Genomic DNA, 3,478 nt, shown 5'->3' with positions numbered 1-3,478 from the left:
AATAATCAGCGTAATCATGAAGAGCGCGACGAGCCAGCGGAGCCATGAGTTATCTGGATAGATCGTGGCTATCAACCTCCCTTGTAATACCAAATTGGTCTTTTATGAACATACTATATGTAGTGGTGTAACTTGTCTTTCATATACTATATGTTGTGATCTATTCGTATGGAACTCCTATGTAGTCGAGAACTTTGCCGATACCCAGACCGTTTTCTTCAACTGGACGGATACAATAATCGTATTGCTTGGGATGTGTGCTCTTCATTCGTTGGAATCGGTTTGGCTCGCTCTCTGCGTGAACGCCGTACATGCAGAACATGCACCCTGTTCGTTCTTCACCGTTTGTATAAAGCCCACCATTTTCATCCCCAAGAATCTCACCGTATATCTTAGAATATGGAATTTGGAAATCATTCAAATACCGTAACACGTCTTGCTCTAGCCAGAATGACATTGGTTGAGATATGGGTTTCGAAGATTCAAATGCATTGCAGCCATTTTTCAACCAATTCATTTTTCGTCGAGAACTTTCACAGGCCATAACAGCGGTAATAGGATGTTTGCCCGTTTCTTTTCCGTACTTTGATAGCGGCTTTTTCTTAATTATGTCGCAGCATTTGTCGCCTATTAGGAAAGGAGCGTCAACGAGATATTTCCATTTTTCAGAAATTTTCCACATCCCTTTTTCGTTACCATTCCATCGCAGTTCTTTCAACTTGTCGGATTTTGTATCTTTATATTCTTGTATGTAGGATGATTGCTCTTTACTCACAACAGGATATCCGTATTTCTGTATAACGTCCTTAAATGACATTTCTGGCTTTACAACCGTGATATTAGGTAGAGATTTTACGAATGCCCGAATTTCCGGGTACTCAAGACCCGTGTCTGAAAACACAGCGTCTATATCTGGATAAATTCTTCGTGCTAAATCAAGTAAAACCGTAGAGTCTTTGCCTCCAGAGAAGGAAACGTAAACCTTCCCATCCCATCGTTCATACCATTCCATGATCCGCAACTGAGTGACTCGAATCTTTCGTTCCAACGACCAGTTTTGCATAGTCTTTAAATCTTCGCTTGTATACTTAGAAATTCTATCATAACCTTTCATCAAATCGGCGTTTTATAATCATACCATATATAGTGTATTAGTCTCGCGGATCACTACTATATGTAGTGGTTTCGTGCAGTCCAATTTCACGTTGGAGATACCAAGCGGCCTTTTTGAGGTCTTCGAGGGCTTTTCCCTTGTGATCGGCGCGGGAAATGTACTTGACCACGTTTCCAAGATTGAAATTCAGTCTCCAATCCTCAATTACATCGATTACTTCATATTTCCCTGTATTGTAGTGTGCGGGATGGTCAATATTGCTCATACTTCCACCTCAATGTCATCAAAGACCACAGGAATCTTTTCTTTTAGTTCTGCCAGCAAAGGAATCGCAATTTCTCTCATCTGCGGGTGAGCTGCTTTTGCTGTGCGCAGCTTGAAAAAGTGCCGCCATTCTCGGAGATTCATGGTACAAATAAGTTCAGTTTTAATGGAGTTTGGGAGAACAGAACGGGCTTCCTGCGGGGTTGCACCAGATGCTATTAACTTGTTATAAGATATCTCACAATCCATCATCGCCCTTCCCCATTGCCACAGGCTGGAGCCATTAAAAAATATTGGCTTAATGACATTAAAATCTTTTGCAACTGTACAATTATGTAACTTCGTTGGTACTGGCATCTCAAACGCTTCAAAAAACCTTGCCGTTTTGGGATGCCCATATGGAAAAACAAAGTTCTTATACAAATTCTCGCAAAATAGCGTACCAATGCTGCTATCTGTAATTGCCAATCTGTAGAACGGCGTTTTCCCTTCTTTGTAATCTTCTCGAATATTCGGAGAATAATTGTATTCGTTCTCCAACATAGTTACAATCTTTTTAAGTAAAAGCAAATTGGTTGAAGAGAACGTTATATTGCACGATTGTGTATTTGATGTTTCTTTTTGATAAAACCAACGGATATTTCCGTCCCCGTCCAAAAAGCCTCTTAAAAAATCATATCTGTATTCATAAATAGATTCCCATAGCTTCTCAGTGTTTTCTTGTGAAATATCATAAGTTTTATTTGGAACGACACCTTTGTCAATCAGGTGCGCGACAAATTCCTTCCCAGCCACTTGCAAACTTTTAGCATCAGGCTGGATAAAATCGCGCAACATATTTAATAGAAACCATTGATTCTCTTCTTTTTGACTAATCATAAGCTGATCTAATGTATTTCTAATACTACCGTCTGCATATATAAAGCCAAGGAGGTATGCCTTTTCAGGCGTATCAATCGAAGAGAAGTAGTCGTGTTTGACAATGCCCCTGCTGCCCAAATTTCGTTTTGGCACCGAACTCGACATCAATATTTTATTTACTTGCCATTCCGTGAATTTGCCCTTGCTACAATTCGCAATACGCTTCATTGAGAACCCATCTTGATATAGTGAAATACAATCCTCTTCTGTTAAATCATCGAAGTTTATGTCGCAACTAGAAACATATCTCGTACTCTCTTGGCTGTACGATGCAATCCGGTGCCGCACAATTTCATGCGACACCCCCCTATCACAGATGAACTTGACAGTAATACTTACATGTTCAAGTACGCTCTCATGCCCGCGCTTGATGATGCTGGCGACAAACTTATTAGCAGAATTGTCGGTGATTCTATCCTCGCTCTTGTAACAGACTCGCCCACAGAGTTCAATATGTTTTAGAATTTGCTCTCCGTCGATAGGAGATAGGATTTCGTGACTCGGTTTGATAATTCTCATTTACACCTCAAGTTGCACAGAATTTGCAGCGATGACGCTGTGTGATGGGATCGAAATAGGAGATTCTCCCGCAGATGATACACTTGCGCGGTCTGGTGTCATCGTTGGGCTTGATTTCTTCCAGTATTTCAAACAGGACTTGCCTCACTTGAGGGTCGGCTTCTATGTATGCGGTGCGCAGAAACCCAGCAATTTCGCTTTTTCTGGCGGAAGTCATAGACCCAAGTCCTCCTTATAGAATTCAACGAGGTCGTCTTCGTGCGCGGCGGCGGTGTTTAGGAATGTGTTGATGATAGGGCTTCCCTTGTCGTCCATCGGCATTGCCTTGAAGACCGAGGTGCCTGTGATAGCACTTCCCATGCCAAGACCGCAAGCGACACCATATGCGTAAGCTGCCGTAAGGCAGTCGTCGATTTCATGCACCTGTGCATTTGTAAATGAAAAATCGCACTTGATTCTACGTATGTAGTCATTTAGAACGTTGGTGAGGCTGCTAGGAAATTCCTTCACCGGCGATCACCTTCTTCTGCCGCGATGATTTCAGTGAGCATTTTTACCGCGCAGGAGAGTTTGTAAAAGCAGGTTCTAATGGAGTCATCATCAAGTTTGTACATGCTGGTGAGCGTGATTACTTCGTCCAACTGCTTAAGAATTTCGATC

The 3,478-nt window shown here is 41.9% G+C and carries 3 protein-coding genes; all 3 read right to left on the bottom strand.

What is annotated here, in order from left to right; all coding sequences use genetic code 11:
• Window positions 1-160 precede the first annotated feature (160 nt).
• Genes PHO71_RS25760 through PHO71_RS25750 form a run of 3 tightly spaced genes read right to left on the bottom strand, consistent with a single transcriptional unit; the run spans window position 161 to window position 2,818 of the window.
• Window positions 161-1,114, bottom strand: coding sequence for a phosphoadenosine phosphosulfate reductase family protein (locus PHO71_RS25760; RefSeq protein WP_300209041.1), 954 nt, complete (start codon window positions 1,112-1,114; stop codon window positions 161-163).
• A gap of 37 nt (window positions 1,115-1,151) precedes the next feature.
• The gene (locus PHO71_RS25755; RefSeq protein ID WP_300209040.1) at window positions 1,152-1,379 is read right to left on the bottom strand and encodes a DUF3310 domain-containing protein; all 228 of its coding nucleotides are present in this window, start codon (window positions 1,377-1,379) and stop codon (window positions 1,152-1,154) included.
• Window positions 1,376-2,818, bottom strand: a complete 1,443-nt coding sequence (locus tag PHO71_RS25750; RefSeq protein ID WP_300209039.1) for an FAD-dependent thymidylate synthase — start codon at window positions 2,816-2,818, stop codon at window positions 1,376-1,378. Before PHO71_RS25750 ends, PHO71_RS25755 begins: the two co-directional genes overlap by 4 nt.
• Between the last annotated feature and the right edge of the window lie 660 nt (window positions 2,819-3,478).

This window comes from Bacteroides sp. (genome assembly GCF_028690125.1).
GTDB lineage: Bacteria > Bacteroidota > Bacteroidia > Bacteroidales > Bacteroidaceae > Bacteroides.
Note: the sequence above shows the minus strand (reverse complement) of the source record. Positions and strands in the feature narration are given on the sequence as shown.